This is a genomic window from Nocardia sp. NPDC051321, assembly GCF_044455225.1.
Classification (GTDB): domain Bacteria; phylum Actinomycetota; class Actinomycetes; order Mycobacteriales; family Mycobacteriaceae; genus Nocardia.
In genome coordinates, this window is the sequence record NZ_JBITEM010000005.1 from 285,554 (window position 1) to 307,242 (window position 21,689).

Annotated in this window: 25 protein-coding genes; 11 read left to right on the forward strand and 14 right to left on the reverse strand. The window is 66.7% G+C overall.

Going from position 1 to position 21,689, the window contains the following annotated elements:
• Positions 1-153 precede the first annotated feature (153 nt).
• Positions 154-1,494 carry a hypothetical protein gene (locus ACIA8C_RS13580; protein WP_397134297.1) on the forward strand — a complete coding sequence of 447 codons (1,341 nt, stop codon included), beginning with the start codon at positions 154-156 and terminating at the stop codon, positions 1,492-1,494.
• Here ACIA8C_RS13580 and ACIA8C_RS13585 read toward each other — a convergent pair.
• Positions 1,479-2,045, reverse strand: coding sequence for an NADAR family protein (locus ACIA8C_RS13585; protein WP_397134299.1), 567 nt, complete (start codon positions 2,043-2,045; stop codon positions 1,479-1,481). The two genes, ACIA8C_RS13580 and ACIA8C_RS13585, sit on opposite strands and share 16 nt — an antisense overlap.
• Positions 2,046-2,131: 86 nt before the next feature.
• On the opposite strand from ACIA8C_RS13585, the gene ACIA8C_RS13590 reads away from it, so the two are divergent.
• The 3 genes from ACIA8C_RS13590 (at position 2,132) to ACIA8C_RS13600 (ending at position 5,155) form a co-directional block, all read left to right on the forward strand.
• Positions 2,132-2,878 carry a tyrosine-protein phosphatase gene (locus ACIA8C_RS13590; protein WP_397134301.1) on the forward strand — a complete coding sequence of 249 codons (747 nt, stop codon included), beginning with the start codon at positions 2,132-2,134 and terminating at the stop codon, positions 2,876-2,878.
• Positions 2,879-3,140: 262 nt separating this feature from the next.
• On the forward strand, positions 3,141-3,992 hold the full coding sequence (erm, locus tag ACIA8C_RS13595) for a 23S ribosomal RNA methyltransferase Erm (RefSeq protein ID WP_397134303.1): 852 nt from the start codon (positions 3,141-3,143) through the stop codon (positions 3,990-3,992).
• Positions 3,989-5,155 carry a lactate 2-monooxygenase gene (locus ACIA8C_RS13600; protein WP_397134305.1) on the forward strand — a complete coding sequence of 389 codons (1,167 nt, stop codon included), beginning with the start codon at positions 3,989-3,991 and terminating at the stop codon, positions 5,153-5,155. The genes erm and ACIA8C_RS13600 overlap by 4 nt, the downstream gene beginning before the upstream one ends.
• A 25-nt stretch (positions 5,156-5,180) precedes the next feature.
• Here ACIA8C_RS13600 and ACIA8C_RS13605 read toward each other — a convergent pair whose 3' ends face one another.
• The 8 genes from ACIA8C_RS13605 to ACIA8C_RS13640 all read right to left on the reverse strand — a co-directional run bounded on the left by ACIA8C_RS13605 (position 5,181) and on the right by ACIA8C_RS13640 (position 13,620).
• Positions 5,181-7,232 carry an AMP-binding protein gene (locus ACIA8C_RS13605; protein ID WP_397134751.1) on the reverse strand — a complete coding sequence of 684 codons (2,052 nt, stop codon included), beginning with the start codon at positions 7,230-7,232 and terminating at the stop codon, positions 5,181-5,183.
• A 541-nt stretch (positions 7,233-7,773) separates the two neighbouring features.
• Complete coding sequence (gene thpD / locus ACIA8C_RS13610; RefSeq protein WP_397134307.1) at positions 7,774-8,679, reverse strand: ectoine hydroxylase; 906 nt, start codon at positions 8,677-8,679, stop codon at positions 7,774-7,776.
• Between the two features lie 8 nt (positions 8,680-8,687).
• On the reverse strand, positions 8,688-9,086 hold the full coding sequence (locus ACIA8C_RS13615; protein WP_150404705.1) for an ectoine synthase: 399 nt from the start codon (positions 9,084-9,086) through the stop codon (positions 8,688-8,690).
• Entirely contained in the window at positions 9,083-10,360 is a 1,278-nt protein-coding gene (ectB, locus tag ACIA8C_RS13620) for a diaminobutyrate--2-oxoglutarate transaminase (RefSeq protein WP_397134308.1), read from the reverse strand. The genes ACIA8C_RS13615 and ectB overlap by 4 nt, the downstream gene beginning before the upstream one ends.
• Complete coding sequence (gene ectA, locus ACIA8C_RS13625; protein WP_397134310.1) at positions 10,357-10,959, reverse strand: diaminobutyrate acetyltransferase; 603 nt, start codon at positions 10,957-10,959, stop codon at positions 10,357-10,359. The genes ectB and ectA overlap by 4 nt, the downstream gene beginning before the upstream one ends.
• Before the next feature lie 78 nt (positions 10,960-11,037).
• Positions 11,038-12,117: an ATP-binding protein gene (locus tag ACIA8C_RS13630; protein ID WP_397134312.1), complete on the reverse strand. Its 1,080-nt coding sequence runs from the start codon at positions 12,115-12,117 to the stop codon at positions 11,038-11,040.
• On the reverse strand, positions 12,104-12,814 hold the full coding sequence (locus ACIA8C_RS13635; RefSeq protein ID WP_397134314.1) for a response regulator transcription factor: 711 nt from the start codon (positions 12,812-12,814) through the stop codon (positions 12,104-12,106). The genes ACIA8C_RS13630 and ACIA8C_RS13635 overlap by 14 nt, the downstream gene beginning before the upstream one ends.
• A gap of 398 nt (positions 12,815-13,212) precedes the next feature.
• Complete coding sequence (locus tag ACIA8C_RS13640; RefSeq protein WP_397134316.1) at positions 13,213-13,620, reverse strand: hypothetical protein; 408 nt, start codon at positions 13,618-13,620, stop codon at positions 13,213-13,215.
• 229 nt (positions 13,621-13,849) lie between these two features.
• On the opposite strand from ACIA8C_RS13640, the gene ACIA8C_RS13645 reads away from it, so the two are divergent.
• Positions 13,850-14,116 carry a hypothetical protein gene (locus ACIA8C_RS13645; RefSeq protein WP_397134318.1) on the forward strand — a complete coding sequence of 89 codons (267 nt, stop codon included), beginning with the start codon at positions 13,850-13,852 and terminating at the stop codon, positions 14,114-14,116.
• Positions 14,117-14,135: 19 nt separating this feature from the next.
• Here ACIA8C_RS13645 and ACIA8C_RS13650 read toward each other — a convergent pair whose 3' ends face one another.
• From ACIA8C_RS13650 to ACIA8C_RS13665, 4 genes are all read right to left on the reverse strand, one after another.
• Positions 14,136-14,921 carry an RNA polymerase sigma factor SigF gene (locus ACIA8C_RS13650; RefSeq protein WP_397134320.1) on the reverse strand — a complete coding sequence of 262 codons (786 nt, stop codon included), beginning with the start codon at positions 14,919-14,921 and terminating at the stop codon, positions 14,136-14,138.
• Positions 14,911-15,342 carry an ATP-binding protein gene (locus ACIA8C_RS13655; protein WP_397134322.1) on the reverse strand — a complete coding sequence of 144 codons (432 nt, stop codon included), beginning with the start codon at positions 15,340-15,342 and terminating at the stop codon, positions 14,911-14,913. The genes ACIA8C_RS13650 and ACIA8C_RS13655 overlap by 11 nt, the downstream gene beginning before the upstream one ends.
• A 187-nt stretch (positions 15,343-15,529) precedes the next feature.
• The gene (locus tag ACIA8C_RS13660) at positions 15,530-16,204 is read right to left on the reverse strand and encodes a PAS and ANTAR domain-containing protein (protein WP_397134753.1); all 675 of its coding nucleotides are present in this window, start codon (positions 16,202-16,204) and stop codon (positions 15,530-15,532) included.
• 98 nt (positions 16,205-16,302) lie between these two features.
• Positions 16,303-16,710: an STAS domain-containing protein gene (locus ACIA8C_RS13665; protein ID WP_397134324.1), complete on the reverse strand. Its 408-nt coding sequence runs from the start codon at positions 16,708-16,710 to the stop codon at positions 16,303-16,305.
• A gap of 336 nt (positions 16,711-17,046) precedes the next feature.
• Here ACIA8C_RS13665 and ACIA8C_RS13670 point away from each other — a divergent pair, with 336 nt between their 5' ends.
• Positions 17,047-17,292: a DUF6480 family protein gene (locus ACIA8C_RS13670; RefSeq protein ID WP_397134326.1), complete on the forward strand. Its 246-nt coding sequence runs from the start codon at positions 17,047-17,049 to the stop codon at positions 17,290-17,292.
• A gap of 158 nt (positions 17,293-17,450) precedes the next feature.
• Positions 17,451-18,671, forward strand: coding sequence for a glycosyltransferase (locus tag ACIA8C_RS13675; RefSeq protein WP_397134328.1), 1,221 nt, complete (start codon positions 17,451-17,453; stop codon positions 18,669-18,671).
• Positions 18,672-18,681: 10 nt separating this feature from the next.
• On the opposite strand, the gene ACIA8C_RS13680 is transcribed toward ACIA8C_RS13675, so the two are convergent.
• Positions 18,682-19,182 carry a DUF6328 family protein gene (locus ACIA8C_RS13680; protein WP_397134330.1) on the reverse strand — a complete coding sequence of 167 codons (501 nt, stop codon included), beginning with the start codon at positions 19,180-19,182 and terminating at the stop codon, positions 18,682-18,684.
• Between the two features lie 294 nt (positions 19,183-19,476).
• Between ACIA8C_RS13680 and ACIA8C_RS13685 the strand changes: the two genes are divergently transcribed.
• From ACIA8C_RS13685 to ACIA8C_RS13700, 4 genes are all read left to right on the forward strand, one after another.
• Positions 19,477-20,451, forward strand: a complete 975-nt coding sequence (locus tag ACIA8C_RS13685) for a glycosyltransferase family 9 protein (protein ID WP_397134332.1) — start codon at positions 19,477-19,479, stop codon at positions 20,449-20,451.
• Positions 20,452-20,516: 65 nt separating this feature from the next.
• Complete coding sequence (locus ACIA8C_RS13690) at positions 20,517-20,858, forward strand: hypothetical protein (protein ID WP_397134334.1); 342 nt, start codon at positions 20,517-20,519, stop codon at positions 20,856-20,858.
• A 25-nt stretch (positions 20,859-20,883) separates the two neighbouring features.
• Positions 20,884-21,321, forward strand: a complete 438-nt coding sequence (locus ACIA8C_RS13695; RefSeq protein WP_397134336.1) for a hypothetical protein — start codon at positions 20,884-20,886, stop codon at positions 21,319-21,321.
• A gap of 2 nt (positions 21,322-21,323) precedes the next feature.
• The gene (locus ACIA8C_RS13700) at positions 21,324-21,641 is read left to right on the forward strand and encodes a hypothetical protein (RefSeq protein WP_397134338.1); all 318 of its coding nucleotides are present in this window, start codon (positions 21,324-21,326) and stop codon (positions 21,639-21,641) included.
• Positions 21,642-21,689: the final 48 nt, after the last annotated feature.

Here is a 21,689-nt window from a genome sequence, read left to right on the forward strand (position 1 = left end):
TTTCTACGGCGCGAACCCTGGCCTTGGCAGGAACGCCACCCTAACATTGGGGGCCGTCGGATCGCTGCGCCTTTCCCGGCTACGGCAGGTACGGTATACCCCGCCGCACAGCGCAAGGACGGCACGACGCATTCGGCGGAAAGGCGGGCATCGATGAACGAGCCCTATTCGTCATGGGTGGCTCGGAATTCGCCCGACGACCGGCCGCTTTCCGCTCGCTATCAGAGCGCCGAACCCATCGTCTTGCGTGGCAGCAAGGTCTATCCGATGTACACCGAGCAGGTCGGGCCCGAGCCGACCACCCTTACGGTGACGCTGCTGTCCGCCGCTCCCCCGGCCGGGCTGCGCGGGCTCGGCATGGGCCTGTCGGTCGTCGACGGCTACGTCGCCCTGAACGGTCGCCGCCTGGCCGGCGTCGACGTGTGGTCCGACGCCCTGGTCGGCGGCATCAGCTTCGACATCATCGGCACCGCCCCCGGCACCCTGGTGACGCTGACGCCCGTCTGGGTCGACGGCTTCGGCGAGCAGAAGTCCTGGATCGGCAATTACGGCATCGTCATCGAGAACACACCGGATGGCCGAATCGTCCTGTGGTGCAGCATCGGCGAGGGCCCCGCCAACTTCGCCAACCTCGTCGTCGAGGTGCAGGCCACTCCGGCGGCCGCACAGGCGGAACCGCAACCCGTGCCGGATGCCCAGCACACTCACCCGCTGCGCTCGATGCCGAACCTGCCGACAAATCCGACCGGCGCTTATCCGTCGACGACACAGCACAACTCGCACCACCCGACCATGCAGTCGGCACAGACCAAACCCGGCGGCCCGAGCCCGAATGCCAGCGCACCGCAGGCTGCATCGAATCCACCGCCGGTGCCGAACCCGGTGCCCGCTGCGAACCCCCAACCCGCATCGAATCAGCACAAGGCACCGAATCCGCATAACGGTGCGAGCCAACAGCCCGCACCCAACCCACATGAGGCACCGAGCCAACAGCCCGGCCCAAGCGCACAGCCCGCACCGAACCCACAGCCGGAACCGAACCCACCCAGCGGAGCACAACCCGGCCCGACGCCGCACCTCGGCTCCGACGCCAAGTACGGCCCCGGCGTGCAGTCCGCGCCGACCCGTCCCATGCAGACGAGACCCGCCGAGGCGGAGCCCGCGCAGGACACCAGCTACCGGACCGCCCTCTACGACCTGGGCGTCGCCATGTACGGCCGCGGCGAGGAAGACCAGGCGTGCGGACTGTGGACACAGGCCGCCGACGCGGGCCATCCCGGCGCGGCTTACGACCTGGGCGTCGTTCGCTTCCGCCGCGGCGATCTGGCCGACGCCGAACGCTGGTGGCGGACCGCGGCGGAACGCCGCGAGCCGCGCGCGATGGCCGGGCTCGCCGAACTCCTTGACCGCCAAGGCAATTACGCCGAGGCTCGCGTCTGGCGCGCGTGTGCCGACGAGGAGCGCGTCACGAACGCCGATCAGTCGGTCGGCTGACCGCCACGTAGTTCCGCGCGCGCGTCCATCAGCGCGAAGCCGAGCAGGTTCAGCCCCGGCCACCGTGCGGGATCCTCGGCCTTCGGACTGTCGGCGGCCAGCCCGATCCCCCAGATCCGGTCTGCCGGACTGGCTTCCACCAGTACCCGATCGCCGGTGCCGAGCAGATACTCCCGCAACTGCGCGTGCTGTCCGAACTTCGCGACGTTCCCACGCACCACCACGTCGTATCGATGCTCGCTCCACAGGTTGCCGTCGAAGCCACGGACTTCCCGCCCGAGCCGCTTCGCGTCCTTCGGTGTCGGCGCCGCCAATACCCGCTCGGCATTCTCCGCGTCCCCGAACAACTGGGCCTTGCCCCACATCATGTAGTGCTCGGCCGACGCGAACTCCGTCCCGTCGACGACGAACAACGCGGGCCACCACTGACTCAGGCAGCTGGCCCCGATCCGTCCGCTCCGCTCCGGCTGATGCCCCCAGAACAGCAGATAGTCCACCTTCTCACCCGCCGCTGTCACCCTGACCAGCTCGGCTACCGAACGCAGGTTCATGATCATAGTGTGCCCTATGGTGTGTTGGCGATGCCGCCCGAATATCCGTGAACGCCGTTGTGGGCGGCCGACATAGGGTTCGTGTGGTGAACAGACACATCCACTTCGAACGACTACACAATTTCCGCGATCTGGGCGGCTACCCGACCGAGGACGGACAGGTAGTGCGATGGCAGCGTCTGTTTCGCTCCGACTCCCTGAGCAAGCTGCGCGACGAGGACTGGACAAGCTTTCTGAACCTGGGAGTCACGACCGTCATCGATTTGCGCTACCCCTGGGAGATCGACCGGGCAGGCCAGGTCCGCCACCACCCGTCGCTCGCCTACCACAACCTCAGCATCGAGCATCGCCCGTACGATCAGGCGGCGCTCGGTCCGGAAATCGAGACGGGGCCCTATCTTGCCGAGCGTTTCGTGGAGGTCGCCAATGACGGCGTCGCCGAAATCCGCCGAGCCCTCGAGGTTATCGCCGAAGCCGACGGCCCGACGGTCTTCCACTGCGCGTCCGGAAAGGACCGAACCGGGCTGCTCGCCGCACTCGTGCTGACCCTGCTCGGCGTCTCCGAAGAACGAATCATCGAGGACTTCACGCTGACCGAACTGGCCACCGAACGCCTCGTCGCGGACTGGCGGGCCGCGTATCCCGGCAAGGAGCTGACGTGGCCAGGGTACGGGCGGGCACCCGCCGAGGTAATGCGGTTGTTCCTGGACGCCTTGACGGCCGAACATGGCTCTGTGCACGGATATACGACGGATCTGCTCGGCGTCGACGCCGACTTGATCGCCGCGCTGCGCCGGAATCTGCTCGAACCGGCTCAATCCGTCGGTGAATAATCGGTCGCGGGGCACGTTGGCGATGCGTTATCTTGCGGACATGGGCACTTTGGAGATGAACGGAGCGTGCGCGGCCAGCGTGTACTACCTGCGGCTGCGCGCGGAGGCCTGGGCTCTGCCAGTGCACCGTCACGCTCCGGTGTCCCGACCGTTCTGATCGGGAACTGCGCCTGCGGTCGTTGACCGTCGGATTTTCTGTGCCCTGGCATGGGTCCGGGCGAATCACTTGTTCTGATTCGACCACTCCGTTCGGAGGACACCCATGTCCCGCAATCGTTCGCTGCCGCGCGCCCGTAAGCGCCTGTCCCAGAACTTTCTCACCGATGTCGGTGCCGCCCGGTTGATCGTGCGCTCGTCGGGCGTCACGGCCGACGATTTGGTGCTCGAGATCGGTCCCGGCGACGGCATGCTGACCAGACAACTGCTGAGCTCGGCAGGCCGGGTACGCGCCTATGAGAAAGACGCCGTCTATGCCGACCGCCTGCGCAGGCGATATCTTGGCAACGACCGAATACGGCTGTACCACAAGGATTTCCGGTCGGTGCGCGAACCGGATGAGCCGTTCGCGGTGGTGGCCAATGTGCCCTTCGCCGTCACCACCGACCTGGTGCGCTGGTGCCTGGCCGCCCGGCAGCTCACCTCGGCCACCCTGCTCACCCAATACGAGTTCGCGCGTAAGCATTCCGGCGACTATGACCGATGGACAAAGCTCACCGTGGCTCATTGGCCTACTGTCGCAATGGAATTGGGCGCGCGCATCGGGCGGCACAGCTTCGATCCGGTGCCGCGGGTCGACACCGCGATCCTGCATCTGCGCCGCCGTCCTCGGCCGCTCCTGGCCGGCTCAGCGCTGGCCGACTACCGGCGGGTGGTGGAACTCGGCTTCTCCGGGGTGGGCGGTTCGCTGGCGAGCTCGTTGCGGCGGGAGTTTCCGGCGCGCACCGTGCGGGCCGCCTGCGCCGCCGCGGAAATCGCGCTCGACGAACCGGTCGGACTGATCGATCCGAACCGCTGGCTGACCCTCTACGGCGCGCTGCGAACAGACGCCAACTCACACCGCTACACAAATGTATCGGATACATTCATGTATCAAACGAGGAAGGGAGCGTCGTGACCGGCAACTTCGGTGACTACCAGTACGAGATCTACTTCCAGGGCCTCGGCGGTGTCCAGCCCAACCTGCCGATGACCTTCGCCGACCTGGAGGCGCGGGCGCAGGCCGCGCTGCCGCCGGGCATCTGGTCCTACGTGGCGGGCGGTGCCGGTGACGAGCTCACCCAGCGCATCAACGCGACGGCCTTCGAGAGGCTCGGCCTGGTCCCGCGGATGCTGCGCGCCACGAAGGAGCGCGATCTCACCGTCGATCTCTTCGGCATGAAGCTGCCGTCGCCGATCTTCATGGCCCCGATCGGCGTGATCGGGCTGTGCGCGCAGGACGGCCACGGCGACCTCGCGACCGCCAAGGCCGCCGCGCGCACCGGCGTGCCCATGATGGCGTCCACGCTGATGGTCGACCCGCTCGAGGACGTAGCCGCCGAATTCGGCGACACCCCAGGGATATTCCAGCTGTACACGCCGACCGACCGTGACTTCGCGCAGAGCCTGGTGAGCCGTGCCGAGGCCGCGGGCTTCAAAGCCATTGTGGTGACGCTGGATACGTGGGTCCCCGGCTGGCGTCCCCGCGACCTGAGCACCTCGAACTTTCCACAGCTGCGCGGCCACTGCCTGGCGAACTACTTCAGCGACCCGGTATTCCGCGCGATGCTCGCGAAGAGCCCCGAGGAAGACCCGAAAACCGCCATCTTGACCTGGGTTTCGCAGTTCGGTAATGCGGTCACCTGGGACGACCTGTCCTGGCTTCGCTCGCTGACCGAGCTGCCGTTGGTACTCAAGGGAATCTGCCATCCGGACGACGCCCGCCGTGCCAAAGACGCTGGCGTGGACGGCATCTACTGTTCCAATCACGGCGGTAGACAGGCCAACGGCGGCATCCCGGCGATCGAGCACCTGCCCGACGTGGTCGCGGCCGCGGACGGGCTGCCCGTGCTGTTCGACTCCGGAATCCGTTCCGGCGCAGACATTGTCAAGGCACTGGCGCTGGGCGCGACCGCCGTCGGCATCGGTCGCCCGTACTCCTACGGCCTGGCGCTCGGCGGTGCCGACGGCATCGTGCACGTGCTGCGCACGCTGCTCGCCGAGGCGGATCTGCTGATGGCCGTTGACGGCTATCCGACGATCGCCGACCTGACCCCGGAAACCATCCGCCGGTCGAACTGACCCGTCAGCCGAGCTGAGCCCGCGCTCAGCTCGGCTGAATCAGCGTGCGCTTCAGGATCTTTCCGGTCGCGTTGCGCGGCAACGCCTCCAGGAAGGTCACGTCGCGCGGCACCGAGAACCGGCTGAGCCGGTGGCGGATGTAGTTGCGCACCATGTCGCGATCGAGCCCGAAGCCCTCCCGTGTCACCACGAACGCCGCGAGCCGCTGGCCGTACTCCTTGTCCGGCACGCCGACCACGGCGACCTCGCTCACCTGCGGCAGGTGCGACAACGCCTCCTCCACCGGTCGCGGGAAGACGTTCTCGCCGCCGGAGATGATCATCTCGTCGTCCCGGCCCGCCACGAACAACAGCCCGTCGGCGTCGAGATAGCCCAGATCGCCGGTGTCGAGCATGCCGCCCGACTCGGTGGGCGGCTTGGCGTCGGTGTAGCCGTCGAACAGCATGTGGTTCAGCACGAAGATACGTCCGGTGACACCGCGCGGCACCGGACGCAGATCCTTATCCAGCACAGCGAGTTTCGTGCCGAGTGGCGGCCGGCCCGCGGTGGTGGGTGCCGCGCGCAGGTCGGCCGGATCGGCGATGGTGGCCCAGGACACCTCGGTCGAGCCGTACACGTTGTAGAGCACATCGCCGAAGCTGTCCATGAACTTGAGCACCGTCGGACCGGCAAGGGGCGCACCGCAACTCGCGACCACCCGCAGGCTCGACGTGTCGTAGCGATCCCGGACGTGCGCGGGCAGATCCAGGATCCGGTTCACCATCACCGGCACCACGATCAGCGAGGTGACGGCGTGTTCCTCGATCAGCCGCAGGCAGTCCTCGGCGTCGAACCGTTCCGGCAGTACGACACTGGCCCGGATCGGGGTGCTGATCTGCAAGGCCGCCAGCCCCCAGGTGTGGAACAGCGGCGCGGGGATGAGCATGGTCTCGTCCATCCGCAGCGGAATCCGGGACAGCAGCGCGGCGACGGTGCCGAATCCCTTGGGCTGCGGGCGTTGTGCGCTCTTGGGCGTGCCGCTGGTGCCGGAGGTGAGCACGATGAGCCGGCCGGGATGCGACGGCCGGGCGAACGTCGGCGCGTCCAGCGCGATCAGATCGTCGACGGTGTTGCGCTCGAACACCGACTCACGCCCGGTCGCGAAGCGCGGCACCCCGGACCCGACATACTTGGTCTGCGCGTCGTATTCGTCGTCGAGGAAGAGCGCGGACAGCCCGTGCCGATCGGCGACGTCCTCGATCTGCCTGGCCGAAAGCCCGGTGTTCAGCAGCACGGTATCCACGCCGAGTTTGCCGGTGGCGACCATGCATTCGACCATTGCGACGCGATTGCGTGACAGTAGCCCTACTTTGTCGCGCGCGCCGATGCCGAGCAAGGTCAGCGCCGACGCGAGTTTATGTGTGCGATCATGCATTTGACCGAACGTGTAGGCGGACACCTCGTCCACCACGGCCAAACGATGCGGCGAGTGCCCCGCGGCGGCCGCGTAACCACCGGCCAGGGTAAATCCCCACTTGGCCAGTCCGCCCATCTGCTTGAGCGCGCGATCGGGCCGGAAGGTACGCACGACACCGGTCGACACCATCTGTTTCAGCGTGCCGACCTGCTGTTTCGTGCCCGATTCCTCGCCGTTGACCAGCACCGAGGTCGGCGCGCCGATGATGGCGTCGACGATCCGGTCCAGCCCGGCCATGGTCCAGTCGATCACGTCGGCGTTGTCCTGCTCGGCGATCCACGGATGGATCCGCGCCGCGCCGAAATAGGTGATGGTGACCCGGGTCTGTTCCTCTTCGCCGCGTAGTCGGATCGCGGCGAAACTGCCCAGCCCAGGGCACTGTAGCTCGAAGGTTTCCAGCTCCTTGCCGACAACGAGCCGGAGCGCGGGCACGGTCAGCTCATGGCCGGCGTGCCGCGCCCGGATCAGGAGAACGGGGTGCGTATCCGAGGTTTCCGCGCGATCACAATCTCCGATTCCGAGGAACATCCGGGTGTAGGTCTGTGGGTCCATGAAAAAGTCCCACAACGCTTTGCGTGCGGCTGCGAACTCCGCATCGATAGTGATGACGTCCGTTACCAACTGCGTGCATTTCTTCATGGGCCGACCGAGCGGTATGCGTCGGCATGGTTACGTAGTTGTACCCACCGGTAACAATTAGGTCAAGGGCTTGGCCCGTTGCCGATGATTTGCCAATTAATTGGTCAAACGCCCATGTTTGTGCACGATGCTGGCAGCTGACAGCACTTTGCACAATTCGTTCGAAAACGTCGCCGGGCCAGCCGTGATCGGGTATCGGATCGAGAAGACCACGCGCACACCGTCGGTCAGTAACCGGATCGGCACGCGGTCGCGATCACGCGGCACCGGGGCGATGAGTCATCTTGTGGCGAACGCCAACCCTCTCATGTTGTCCAGAACATTGCGCACGCCAGAAGAACTTTTGACGGGAGAACCGGAACTGGGCACGAATCCAGCCGTGTGGGGCGGCAACAGCGGATGGCCGACAGGATCGTACCGCCGATCCCCCCGCCGCGCGCGGCGAGCACACCCCCACTTCCACCCGACCGAAGGCGCCCTTCAGCCCGTCAGACGGACTGCAGGTCGCCTTCGGTCGGCGGATCTATGGCGACAGGGGCGTGAAGTCGCGGCTGGCGATGTAGCCCGGGCGGGGGGCGGGGGCCGCGAACGGTTCTGCCAGGGTGTTTTCCACGCTGTTGAATACCAGGAAGATGTTCGAGCGCGGGAATGGGGTGATGTTGTTCGACGAGCCGTGCATCAGGTTCGAGTCGAACAGCAGCGCAGAGCCGGCTCGGCCGGTGAACTGGCGGATGCCGTAGGTGTTCGCCAGGGTGGTGATGTCATCCTGGGTCGGCACGCCGATTTCCTGCTCCTGCAACGACTCCCGATAGTGCTCGGCGGGCGTGCTGCCCAGGCAGGGCACGAATGTCCGATGCGAGCCTGGCATCACCATCAGGCTGCCGTTGATCGGATAGTTGTCGGTCAGCGCGATGGACAGGCTGACCGCTCGCGGCGCGGGCATGCCGTCCTCGGCGTGCCAGGTCTCGAAATCCGAGTGCCAGTAGAAGCCGGTGCCGCGGAACCCGGGCATGTAGTTCACCCGGCTCTGGTGGATGTAGACCTCGGAACCGAGGATCTGCCTGGCCAACCCGGCGACCCGGGATTCCCGGGTCAGTTCGGCGATCGCGGCGCTGAGCCGGTGCACCTCGAAGACCGACCGCACCCGCTTCGAGGACTTCTCCACGATCACCCGCTCGTCGTCGCGCAGCGACGGATCGCCTGCGAGACGGCCGATTTCGGCGCTGAAGTCGGCGACCTCGGTGGGCGTGAGCAGGTCGTCGACGCTGGCGAAACCGTCGGTCTCGAAGCTCGCCAGCGCCGGGGACTCGACCCGCCCCCACACCGTCGGATCCTTGCGATCCAGATGGGTGCTCGGCGTGCTGAGCCGGGTCGGGTAACGATCCACCGGGCCGGTCTCGGGTCGAGTTTCGGTGTGCAGCAAAACCATTACTACCTCTATCCCCCGATCGTCGCGGCGACCAATGGGTACGCGCCGCTGCTGTCGTGGACCTCCTGCCCGGTGACCGGCGGATTGAACACGCACATCATCCGCATCTTGGTGCGGGCTTCCAGACGGTGCCGTTCGTGTTCGTCCAGCAGATACATCGAACCGGGCTCGAGCACGTAGGTGACGTTGTTGTCGAGATCGGTGAGGCTGCCCGTTCCCTCGATCAGCCATACCGCTTCTACATGATAACGATAATGAAACTCGTGGGTGGTGCCCGCGTCGATGGTCGTCTCGTGGAACGAGAAGCCGACGCCGTCGCCGCCGAGGATGATGCGCTTGCTGCGCCAACCCTCGCCCGCCACATCACGTTCGGTACCGGTGATCTCTTCGGTGCTACGCACGATCATGCGATCGCCCCCATTCCACTGCAGACGGTGTCGATGGCGCCGGTGAGGATGCCGAGGCCGTGGTCGAGTTCCTGATCGGTAACGGTCAACGGCGGCAACAACTTCACCACTTCGTCGGTGGAGCCGGAGGTCTCCACCAGCAGGCCGCGTTCGAAGGCGACCTGGCAGACCTTGCCCGCCTGTGAGGCGTCGTCGAACACCACGCCCTGCACCAGCCCGCGACCGCGGGTCGAGAGGCCGGGGATATTGTCGGCGAGCTCGCCCAGCGTCCGCGCGACGCGCTCACCCTTGGCCAGCGTCGAGTCCTGCAGCGCACCGTCGGACCAGTAGTGCCGCAACGCGACCGACGCGGTGACGAACGCGGGGTTGTTGCCGCGGAAGGTGCCGTTGTGCTCGCCCGGCGACCACTGGTCGAGCTCGGACTTGAACAGCACCAGCGCCATCGGCAGGCCGTAGCCGCCGATCGACTTGGACAGCGTGACGATGTCCGGGGTGATCCCGGCCAGCTCGAACGAGAAGAACGGACCCGTACGGCCGCAACCCATTTGGACGTCGTCGACGATCAGCAGGATCTCCCTGGCCTCGCACAGCCCGGCCAGATGCCGAAGCCATTCGGCGCGAGCGACATTGACGCCGCCCTCGCCCTGCACCGTCTCGACGATCACCGCGGCGGGACGGTCGAAACCCGACGACGTGTCGTCCAAAACCTTTTCCATCCACTGGAAGTCGGCCGTGGTGCCGTCGAAGTAGCCGTCGTAGGGCATGTGCGCGGCGTGCACCAGCGGCACCCCCGCGCCGGCCCGCTTGGCGGCGTTGCCGGTGACCGACAGCGCGCCGAGCGTCATGCCGTGGAAGGCGTTGGTGAAGCTGACGATCGTCTCGCGCCCGGTGATCTTGCGGGCAAGCTTGAGCGCGGCCTCGACGGCGTTGGCGCCGGTCGGGCCGGGGAACTGGACCTTGTAGTCCAGGCCGCGGGGCGCGAACAGGGTGTCGCGCAAGGTGGTCAGCAGCTCACGCTTGGCGGTGGTGGACATGTCGAGGCCGTGCGTGATGCCGTCGCCCGCGATGTAGTCGAGCAGCGGCTGCTTGAGCACGTCGTTGTTGTGGCCGTAGTTCAGCGCGCCCGCGCCCGCGAAGAAGTCGAGATAGTCGTTGCCTGCTTCGTCACGTAACCAGCTGCCCTTGGCCTTGGTGAACACGGTCGGCCAATTGCGGCAGTAGCCGCGGACATTCGATTCCAGACTTTCGAAAATGCTCGTATCAGCGTTGATCATCGGTGGTCCTCCTGCGTTGTGCGAGCGGTCGGTGCGATGAGATACAGATCCTCGGGCGCGTGGCTGTCCGGGAAGACGCCCGCGTCGAACAAGGGGCGCTTGGTGATTTCGGCGTCGCGACGCCGTGCCACCGAGCTGAACAAGGCGATCGATGCGGCGTTGTCCGGCGAAATCGTGGTCTCCAGCTTGGAAACGCCTTGGGCGGCAACATTGTTGAGCAAGGCGTGCAGCAGCTGCGCACCGATTCCCTTGCCCTTGTGCGCCCGGTTGACGGCCACCTGCCAGACGAACACGGTGTCCGGCGCCTGCGGCCGGACGAAGCCGATCACGTAGCCGACCACGCGGCCGGCCAGCTCGGCGACCACCGAGGTGGCCGCGAAGTCGCGACACCAGAGCACGTAGGCGTAGCTCGAATTGGTGTCGAGCACGGCCGAGTCCTTCGCGATCCGCCACAGCTCGGCGCCGTCGCCGATGCGCGGCGTACGCAGGACCAAGGCGGGTCCGGCCTGGGTGCGAGCCTGGGTGGAGCCAAGTGCGGCTGCGGCCTGGACAACACGGGATCGTTCGATCTCCGCGGTGTTCAACGTTGGCAGTGGCATACAACTCCCTCTCGGTAGTACTTATCCAGGCTTACGAATCAACTTTGAGGTGGCCTGGTCGACTTCATTACGGTCGTGTTACGACTCGATTGCGTCGAGTCCTGGCAGGATGACGACAAACCGGGCGCCGCCGCCCGGGCGATCGGCGCATTCGACCTGGCCACCGTGCTTGGCGACGGTCTCGGACACCAGCGCGAGGCCGATGCCGGTGCCCGTCGCGGAGCGCCGCCCGCTGCGTGCGGTCGCGAAACGCTCGAAGATGCGGACGCGGTCCAGCGGCGGCACGCCCGGCCCCGTGTCGTCCACCACGATCACCGCGTCGCGGCCGCGCCGGTCCGCGGTGACCGCGACGACGCCGCCGCCGTGCAGATCGGCATTGCGCAGCAGGTTGCCCACCGCGCGCTCCAGCTCGAGCTTGCGGCCGCGCACCACCACGTCGTCGGCGATGGTCAGCAGGCCCGGCGGATACCGCCGCTCGGCGAGGGTGTGCGTCAGCAGATCGCGCACCGACAGCGGTTCCATGTCGCCGCGATGCATGCCCGCCTCGACCCGCGCCAAGGCCAGCAGATCGTCGAGCAGCCGCCGCAGATGGTCCACCTCGACGGTGACCAGTCCGAGCGCCCGCTGGGAACGTTCCGGTAGATCCGCGCTGTGCCGATTGAGCACGTCCACGCTGGCCATCAAAGTGGTTAGTGGCGTACGCAATTCGTGACTGACATCGCCGAACAACCGGTGCTCGCGCTCGATCCGGCGCTGTAGCGAGTCGACCATGCTGTTGAACGACTCCACCGTGGTGGCCAGATCCTGATCGCGGGTGGCGGCCAGGCGCAGATCCAGGTCACCGGAGGCGATCTGAGCCGCCGCACCGGCCAGCTGATGCAGCGGCGTCAGCACCCGCCTGCTCGCCCACCAGCCGACGGCGGCGCCGATCAGCGTCACCACCACGGCACAGCCGATCAGCACATTGCGCAGCAGATTCAGATTCGACTGCAGGTCGGTGCCGCCGGCCTGCGCGTGTTCAAGATAGCTGCGGCTGATGGTGAACACCGACACCACGAGCACCAGCGACATGAGCGCGGCGATCGCCGCGAACATGGCCGTCACCCGGCCGCGCAGACTCCAGCGTTTCGGATCGAACCAGCGCTCAGCGCTGAACATCGAGGCGATAGCCGAGCCCACGCACAGTGACCACAATGTGTGGATCGGACGGATCCCGTTCGATCTTGGTGCGCAGCCTGCGCATGTGCACGTCGACGATCCGCTCGTCACCGAAAAACCCTTGGTCCCATACGCGTTCGAGCAGCACGGTGCGACTGAGGACCCGGCCCGGCGCCTCGGCCAGCTCACACAGCAGGCGGAACTCGGTGAGCGTCAGGCGGATCTCCTCGTCGCCGCGACGGACAACGCCGCCGTCCTGCGCGAGCACCAGCGGGCTGTCCGGGTCGGCGTCGAGCACCATCTCCTGCGGCGCGTCGCGCTCGGCGGTAGACCGGGCGCGGCGGCGCACCGCACGCATCCGCGCGGTGATCTCCTTGATCTCGAACGGCTTCGTCACGAAATCGTCCGCGCCGGCTTCCAGCGCGGCCACCACATCGTGGGTATCGTCGCGGGCACTGACCACAATGATCGGCACGTCGTGCTCGCGACGGATCTCGCGAATGCAGTCGAAACCATCCATGCCGCCGAGCATCAGATCGACGATCATCACATCGGGAACACCGTTGCTGCGCAGATGGGTGAGCGCGTCCTCGGCCTCTTCCGCCTCCTCGACGTCATAGCCTTCGTCTTCCATGGCCAGCCGCAGCGCACCACGGACCCTATCGTCGTCTTCAACGATCATTAGGTTCGCGCTCATGCCTCCACCTCGCTGGCGCTCGGTTCCACCATGACCGCGAGGGCGGCTGTGCCCTTTAGTCGCTCGCTGCGCTCGCTCAAATACCTATCCTTTGCAGACGCGCGGGACGCACGTCGCCGGTACGGAATTTCGCATCCCCATACCGACACGACATTCCGCTGTTCGAGCACCTTGCCGAAGCCACGATTACCCGAACAGACTGTTCGGTAAACGTCGACTGGACGCCCGATCAATAGCCGTTGAGCTCTGGCTACTCTCCACTCTTGCCCCGATCGCGCCCGTTACGCAACCGTTACGTGACGCCTGACACATTGGGGCCACCAGCTGTTCATCCGCCTCGCCGCGATGGTGTATCGGGGCTGCTTCAGCGGGCGATTATCGAGCAGAGCCAGCCGAACTCAGCGGTCCTCGGGAGACGGCCGTTCCAGGCGATTGAAGTTGCTCGGTGTCCCGTCCGCGCGCCGATCCTGGTAGCGAAAATGCATATGCTTCGCGTCGAAGGTGGCGAACCAGTCGTCCCAGTCCACCGGCCGCAGCACCGCGCCGCCGTAGCCCGGAAAATCGAAGCGCAGCACCCGGAGTTGTCCGTCGTATTCGCTGCCCGGCATGGTCGCGGGGCGGGCACCACGCCGCTCCGCCCACTGCCGGATGATGTCATGGTTCCTGGTAACCCTGGTGCGCTCCACATTCGCGGCGCGCAGCCGGTCCAACCGCTGCTGGGACTGAATTTCTTGCGAGTATTTCGGCGACCTCGTGCTCCCCGATCCGGCGTACGGATTCCGGGTGCCTAGTCGGTGATCGTTCATCAACGAGCTCCTGAGCCATCGGCATCGTATGTCCGGTTCCCTTTCACGTACCCGACGTGAACTTCGGGCAAACCGGCTGCAGGTCACTCGACTGTCGAATCGGGGCAAAGTCCGGCGAAAAGCCCTGACCGGCAGTACGTCTGTGCGCCGAATCACTCGCGGCGAGGCGGCGACCGCGGCCGATTCAGGCGCACGCGGGTGGGTAACTCCCCCGCCGAGGAGGAAAACGATGACCACTCCAGTGTCACCCGATCCGAGCCCGATCCCGCCGCCGCCGAATCCGGTCCCCCCTGCGCCGAATCCGAATCCCGATCCGGTGCCGCCGGTACCGGGGCCCGATCCGGCGCCCGCTCCGCCGGACCCGGTACCACCGATTCCCGGTCCCGATCCGGCACCGGCCCCGCCGAGCCCCGGCGATCCGAGCCCACTGCCGCCGGTGCCGGAACCCGGCGGGCCGTTTCCGCCGACACAGCCGACGCCACCCAATCCGCTGTGAACCAAGGCGTTCCGGGCGCTCAGTCCCGTAAGGCCTGCTCGCGCAGCTGATTCAGGGTGCGCGACAGAATCCGCGAGACGTGCATCTGCGAGACGCCGAGCACGTCCGCGATCTGAGTCTGCGTCTTGTTCTCGAAGAACCGCATGATCAGCACCTGACGCTCACGCTCGGGCAGCTCTTCGATCAGCGGCCGAACGGCGAGGTAGTCCTCCACCAGATGGTAGGAGGGCTCCTCTGCCCCAAGGCTTTCCAGCAGCGGCAGCGGCGCGTTCTCGATGTCGTCGCCGGCCACCGCGTCGATGGACGACGACTGATAGGCATTGCCCGCGATCAGCGCCTGGGTGACCTCGACCAGGTCGACGTCCAATTCCGCGGCGATCTCCCTGGCCCGCGGTATCCGGCCGAGCCGTTGCGACAGCGCCTCCACGGTCGCGCCGATGCTGAGCTGAATCTCCTTGGTGCGGCGCGGCACGCGCACCGACCAGGTGTTGTCCCGGAAGTGCCTGCGCACCTCGCCCATGATGGTCGGCACCGCGAATGCCAGAAACGACGAGCCGCGGGTGACGTCGAACCGGTCCGTCGCCTGCACCAGACCGAGCCGGGCGACCTGCAGCAGATCATCGAAATTCTCACCGCGCCCGGCGAATTTACGCGCGATGTGCTCGGCGAGCGGCAGACAGCGCCGGATCAGTTCCTCGCGCATCGGCTCGCGCCGTGGATCGTCCTCGGTCAGCGCGGTGATTTTCTCGAAGAGTGGCTCGATATTGTCGTAGCTGTCGCCGCGTGATCTCGATTCACCCGCCATCCGAAGCCCCTCGTATCCAACTGAAGTCGACGACAGTCGGATACCCGGAAATGACGCCATCGAACGGGGCCTGCGCGGCGGCGATCGAATGGGTAAGCGTGCGCACGATATGCCAGCCGAACCCGGCCTGCCCCACTATCGACTCCGTAGTGGTCACCGACGCGACATGGACGAACATCTGGTTGCTGTCATAGGTGAATTCGCAGTCGAGGGTGGAGCCTGGCACCGCGTCCAAGATCAACGAGGTGGCGACCTCGTCCAACGCGAGACGGATGTCGGTGACCTCATCCAGCGCGAAATCGGCGATGAGGGCGACGGTCTCGGCGAGCGCGCGCAGCATCGTCAACTGTTCCAGCTGCGCGGGGATTCGGACGCCGATAGTTGTTGTTTCCGTTGAGGATCGGGAAGTCCATTCCCCCATGCCCATCACCACCTTGCTCTCGCAGCCAACTTCGGAGACGTCGTTACTCGTCGATCCGAGTTCTTCCGGGCCGCCCGGTGCCCAGCGCCGCGACAGGCCAGAACTCCGAGGTCGCAGCGCTCCTCATCGGTACCGGCGTACCCGCCGCGCCGCACCCGAAACGTGCGCGCGAAACGGGTGCGCGAGATCAGCAGGCGTCGATGCGCTGGTGCGCGGTGAGCAGCAGGTGGTCGAACTGCGTACGTAATCCCACGGTCGAACCGGTCAGCGAACCGAGGTCGGCGACGAGGCGCGAAGCCAGGGTGCGCAGCTTGATGTTGGTCTCCTGCGAGCGCCAGCTGAGCACCCGGAACGCCTGTTCCGCACTGACGCCGTAGACCAGCATCACCGCGCCTTTGGCCTGCTCGATCACCGCACGGGAGGCCCACAGTTCGGGCAACGCGTCGTCCAGGGCTTCCTGCCGATGGTGTTCGAGGGTGTCGGTCACGTCGATGTAATAGCCGGCGGTGCCCGCAACCTCGCCCTCGTGGTCGAACAGGTGGTCGGCGACGACGATGACGTGGTGGATACCGCCCGAGGTATCGATGATCCGGTGCCTGCTGGAGAACGGTGCGCCCTCATCGATGGACTTGGCCAGTGCGTTGGCCACCTGGGCACGATCGTCGGGGTGCTTGTGCGTCAGCAGCAGATCGGTGGTCGGTGTGACCGTACCCGGCGAATAGCCGTGCATCGTCGAGACCTCGTCCGACCATTCCCAACGCTGATCGGCGAACCAGAAACGAAAACTACCGACACTCTGTGGTGTCCCTAATCCGATCACCCGGTCCAGCGCGAGGGAATCCTCGGGCTGGATCGGCCCCATTTCAGTCACAGCGCAAGTATCCGTCGTAAACCAGCGCCACGCGACCAGATCAGCACTCGCCACGCCGGAATCGGCGACCCGGTGAAATCGGCTGCTCCTTACGCGTCCAGTGCCGCTTGCATCGACGGATAGCTGCTGAACAGCGGCCGCACGCCGGAGACCTCGAGCGACCGCTCGATCGCCTGCCGACCGGCGACGATGCGCACATCAGTGCCGTCGCCCTCGGCGCGCTGTTTGACCGAGCCGAGCGCGTCGGCCGTTCGGAGACTGAGGAATCGCGCCGCGCGCAGATCAATCACCACCGCCCGGCAGTTCGAACGGACCGCCCGTTCGACAGTGGCAAGGAATTGCGGCGACGCGGCCGCGTCCAATTCGCCTTCGACGCGGACCACGACACATTCGTGGCGGCGGTCTACGCGTTGGGCCCAGGCATGGCTGGCGTGGGGCCCTGAGCCGTTCTGGTGCACGCCTTCGGCGTGCTCATGCAGAGCGGAACTAACGGACATAACTGAGCCTCCCGTATTAGGGGGGATTCCAGTTCTACGCGACAGGTTCGGCCGATGGGAGATAGGGGAGCGAACAACTGTCGCAACTGTGCGAATGGTTTGCCGCTACGGTTCCATCGACCGGTTTTCGGCGGGTGTGGTGCGCCTGCGTCGAACCGGGGTCGGCTGTAGTCTCAACCTCCCTATAGTGTTGCACGGACCGTCGCCGATGTCACAAAGTCGCGGGCGACCCGCGGATACCAGGCGCTGTTCAGTGAGCGCGGATGTCGAATCCCCGCCATGCGGACGGCAAACCGACGCCGGATTGCCGCTTCCGCCGTCGGGTACGCCATATCCATGGATTCCGACCCGATCAACACCATGGACCCCGACCCGGTGAGCACCCCCGACCTGGAGGCCGGCGGTGGTGTGCCGCCCGGCTCGACCCCGCCGGAGACTTCGCAGACCTCGGGCCTATCCGCGCCGGAGCCATCGACCAGCCACCACTTCCCCGGCACCGGCGTCGCCGCGATGATCGCTACGGTGCTGCTCGTGGTCGTCTTTACCGCGGTCGCGGTCGGCATCATCGTGTCGATGTTCTGACCCCGTTCCGTATTACGTAGCGGGATCAGGGGTTTCGTTCTCGTGCGCACGGGCATAACTGGGACATATCCGAATTCAACACATGTCACGCGATGCCTGGTCGCGGGCCCTGCCGCAGCGCCGTGTGCCCGTCACCCGTGGTGAGAACGGAGCACATCGTGAAGATTGCCATGGTTTCCGAACATGCCAGCCCGCTGACCGGGCTCGGCGGAACCACCGCGACCGGCCAGCACATCCACGTCGCGGAGTTGGCGGCGGCGTATGTACGGCGCGGACACGACGTCACCGTGTACACCCGTCGCGAGAATTCGAAGCTGCCCGCGGAGGTGGTCACCGACGCGGGCTACCGCGTTGTGCACGTGACCGCCGGTCCGGTCGAACCGCTGCCGCGCGACCAAAGTCTGCCGTACCTAGGCGATTTCGGCACTTATCTGCAGCGCCAGTGGGGCCTCGACACCCCCGACATCGTGCACGCGCACTTCTGGATGTCCGGGCTCGCCGCGGAATTGGCCGCACGCGCACACGGGATTCCGGTGGTGGTCACCTTCCACGCACTCGGCACCGTGCGCCGCCGCCATCAGGGTCTGGCCGACACCAGCCCCCGCTCACGCATCCGTTTCGAGCGGTTGATCGCCGGTCGCGCGGCGCATATCGTGGCGACCAGCTCGGACGAGGTGATGGAGCTGACCAGAATGGGCGTCCCCCGGTTCCGCATCTCGGTCGTGCCGAGCGGGGTCGACCTGTCCGTCTTCACCCCGGAGGGTCCGGCCGCCGATCGCAACCAGCGACACCGCCTGCACCGCGTGCTCTCCGTCGGAAGGTTGGTGCCGCGCAAGGGATTCGACGTCGCTATCAAGGCGCTGCAAGAACTGCCCGAAACCGAACTGGTGATCGCGGGCGGGCCGGTCGGCGACGATATCGAGGACGACAGCGAAGGTCGGCGACTGCGCAGGCTCGCGATGGAATACGGTGTGCAGGAACGGCTTCGGATGCTGGGACCGGTCCGCCGGGCGGAGTTGCCGCGCTGGTATCGATCGGCCGACGTGGTGCTCAGCACTCCGTGGTACGAGCCGTTCGGCATGGTCGCGCTGGAAGCGATGGCCTGCCGGAAACCGGTGGTGGCCGCCGCGGTCGGCGGCCTGCTCGACACCGTCGTCGACGGGGTCACCGGCAGGCTCGTCGCGCCGCCGGAGCCGCTCACCGTCGCCAGGGCCGTCCGTCAGCTGCTCGAAGACAAGACCCTGCGCGACACCTGGGGTGCGGCCGGATATCAACGCGCCGCGAGCCGCTACGCCTGGGATCAGGTCGCCCTCGAGACGCTGACCGCCTACCACCGGGCCGCACCCGCGCACGCGGCGGAGGTCGTCTCGGCCCGCTGACGACGTACCGTCACCTATCGTCGGGCTGGCTCGGCCCACGCCAGAACAATGGCGCGAACAGCCACGCCACCAGGAACAGCGCCGCGATCGTCACACCGGCGATCACTCCGCCTATCGTCCCGGTGACCATGGTCACCACCAATACCAGGGACCCGGTCAGTGCGACACCGAGCAGGCTGACACCGGCGATCGCACACCGGTGCGCCGCGGCGACCACGTTGCCGAGACGATGCCGCCGGAACAGGATTCGATGCCAGGACACCGGCGCGACCAGGAACACGGTCGCTCCGATGGCGGCGCAGAGGGTGACCAGGTAGAGCACCCGAAGCGGGTGCGACAGCGTCCCGAACGACGCCTGGAACGGCACGATCAGCAGTGCCGAGATGAGGAACTGCACCCCGGTCTGCACCACCCGCAGCTCCTGGATGAGCGTGCTCCAATTGCGGTCCAGCCGTTCGGTTTCGGTCTCGCCACGCGCATCCTGGTTCCAGGCTTCGTCACTGCGGGGCACGAGCGGTCCCCGTCTCCTCGATCGAGACGAGTCGGTCCTGAGTCATCTCCCACCGCCCTTTCCGGCACAGGCCGTTGCGCACAGCAGCGAATACCCGCTGACACCGCGATTAACCAGGTATCTGCCGGGCGCCACCGCAATGCGCGCCCGGATGTAGGCGTCCAGCCCATTGAAGACGGAGAGAGTTGGGCGTGCGTTTCGGATGTGCCGACCCGGGCACCCGTGCCCTATGGATGCGCCGACGACTGATACGAATCCACCCCTGACCGCCGCGCTCCGAGCGTTGCCGACCCGATGACCGGGCACGTCCTGGTGGCGCGACTGGACAGCGCCGGTGATGTGCTCCTCGCGGGGCCTGCCGTGCGCGCCGTCGCGCGCCGAGCCGATACGGTCACCTTTCTCGCCGGTCCGCGCGGTAGCTCGGCCGCCGCGCTGCTACCCGGCGTCGACCGGGTGCTGCAATTCGAGGCCGCCTGGGTCGAAGCCGAGCCACCGGCGCTGACCGACGCGGCCGTGCGCGCCCTTGTCGAATGCGTGCGCATGCTGGCGCCGGACGAGGCGCTGATCAGCACCTCGGCGCATCAGTCTCCGTTGCCGCTCGCGATGCTCCTGCGGATGGCAGGTGTGCCGCGCATCAGCGCGATCACCACCGACCACGCCGGATCGCTGCTCGATGTCCGTCATCGCGTGAACGACGATATGCCGGAACAGATTCGGGCGCTGTCGTTGGCCGTCGCGGCCGGCTATCCGCCCGGCGGTCACCGGCTGCGGGTGCGCGACGATCTGCCCGAGGTCACCGAATTGACCGGCGGCCCAGGCTATGTCGTGCTGCACCCCGGTGCCACCGAGCCCGCCCGCCGGATGTCGGCACCGCGCAGCAGGCAGGTGGCCGCGGCACTGGCCGAGGCGGGGCACCGGGTAGTGGTGACCGGCAGCGCGGCCGAGCGGGCACTCACCGACGCCGTCGCCGGCGGTCACGCCCGCGATCTGGGCGGGGCCACCGACCTGGCCTGCTTTGCCGCCGTGCTGCGCGACGCCGACGCGGTGGTCGCCCCGAACACCGGCGCCGCCCCGCTGGCCGCGGCGGTGGCGACACCGGTGGTGTCGCTGTTCGCACCGGTCGTCCCCGCCCGGCACTGGGCGCCCTACGGCGTACCGACCATCGTGCTCGGCGATCAGCGCACACCGTGCGGGCGCTACGGCCTCGACGCCATTCCGGACAACGCGATCGTCTCCGCCACCGAGCAGGTGCTGCGCGCCGGCGATTGATCCCCGGCTGGCCGGGTATGCGGTCGAATGCCCCCTCTTCGGTGGTAGGACCAGAAAGGATCCCCATGCTTCCCGGACCGGACGAGACGACCGCGGGACACGGCGGTGCCGAGCACCACGGACGCCCGGATGACAATTTCCCGGATTACACCCGGACCTCACGCGCCCACGTCGGGGAATCCATCGAGGACGCGCGCAACTGGCCCGGCATCATTCTGGTCGCGCTCGGCCTGGTCGGCCTGGGTCTGACGCTCACGGCGGCCGGCTACGGGTTCGAAGGCTGGGTCATCATCGGCGCCATCGCGACCGTGGTGTGCATCGCGCTCGGTATTTTGCTGGTGGTCCTCGAACATCGTCGGCTGAAGCAGCGTGAGGGCTTGGACCTCACCGATCAGGCAGGTCATTGAGATGACCCGAGATCACCATCGGCCGATGCTGCGTGCACTGCTGATCGCCGGCGTCCTCGCCGCCGCCCCGCTGGTCGCCGCGTGTTCGAGCAACGACAAGGACCCGGCGGCCCCGGCCACCGCGACGAACAGCACCATCGTCTTCTCGATGCCATCGACCACGGCTCAGGTGCCCGATCCCGACAAGCAGATTTCCGGCGCGGCGGCCAAACAGTTGTGCGACATGATGCGCCCGGACATCGACAAGTGGCACACCGAAGGCGCGGCCCTCGGCCGAGTCGCCTTCAACGGCACCGTGCAGAACTGGGCCGCCCGCAACGGCGGCCTCAACGACACGGTGATCAAGGACCGTGGCGTCGTCGACCAGATCACAAAGCAGAACTGTCCCGATGTGCGGCAGCAGGCACTCGAGGCGCTCGACACCGCTGACCTTGCCAGTGCACTTGTCGGATTCGGAGGCTGACCATGATCAAGACCATCAAGTTCTTCGCGTTCGTGCTCATCGCGGCGTTCTTCGTCGGCGGCTGTGGGGATGAGCCGAAGAAGATCGTCAACAAGGGCGGTAGCACGCCGTGCAGCGAGTTCACGGCGCAGGATCCCGACAAGCAACGGATCACCGTCACCAAGTTCCTGGAACAGGAACGCAACAATGACGCGCCGGCCACCAACGACGGGACCACCGACGCGGCCATCGCCTCGATCAAGCTGATGTGCGCGGCACAGGCGAACCCGGACACCCCGATCAACAAGGCCGATCTGACCGGCATCCTGGTCCCGAAGTAAATCGCAGTCGAACGAGGGCGAACATGACATCGCGTCACTACAGAAACG